Annotated in this window: 1 protein-coding gene; it reads right to left on the bottom strand. The window is 56.7% G+C overall.

Going from position 1 to position 231, the window contains the following annotated elements; translation table 11 throughout:
* Positions 1-231: hypothetical protein (locus FLQ03_RS19230; protein WP_206210829.1), on the bottom strand; the 231-nt coding region annotated here is incomplete at both ends.

Below are 231 nucleotides of genomic sequence, written 5' to 3'. Positions count from 1 at the left end.
CACATCACCGGTGATTCACCAAGACGACCACGGCGAATACGCGCGACAGACTGTGTACTGAGCCAGTCGATCATGGATTGAGCGGCAGCCATGCTGCCTGTCTCGTAAATGCTGGTCAGGTGCAGGCGGGAAACCGTGGCACCCGACCATACGTGAAAAATGCCGTGGGTGACGTTGTACTCCGTACAGTGCAGCGGATCGATTTCTTGGCGTTCACAAGCGGAAAACCCC

The organism is Vogesella urethralis, from assembly GCF_007644045.2.
GTDB classification, from domain to species: Bacteria; Pseudomonadota; Gammaproteobacteria; order Burkholderiales; family Chromobacteriaceae; genus Vogesella; species Vogesella urethralis.
This window is presented reverse-complemented; position numbering and strand designations above follow the sequence as displayed.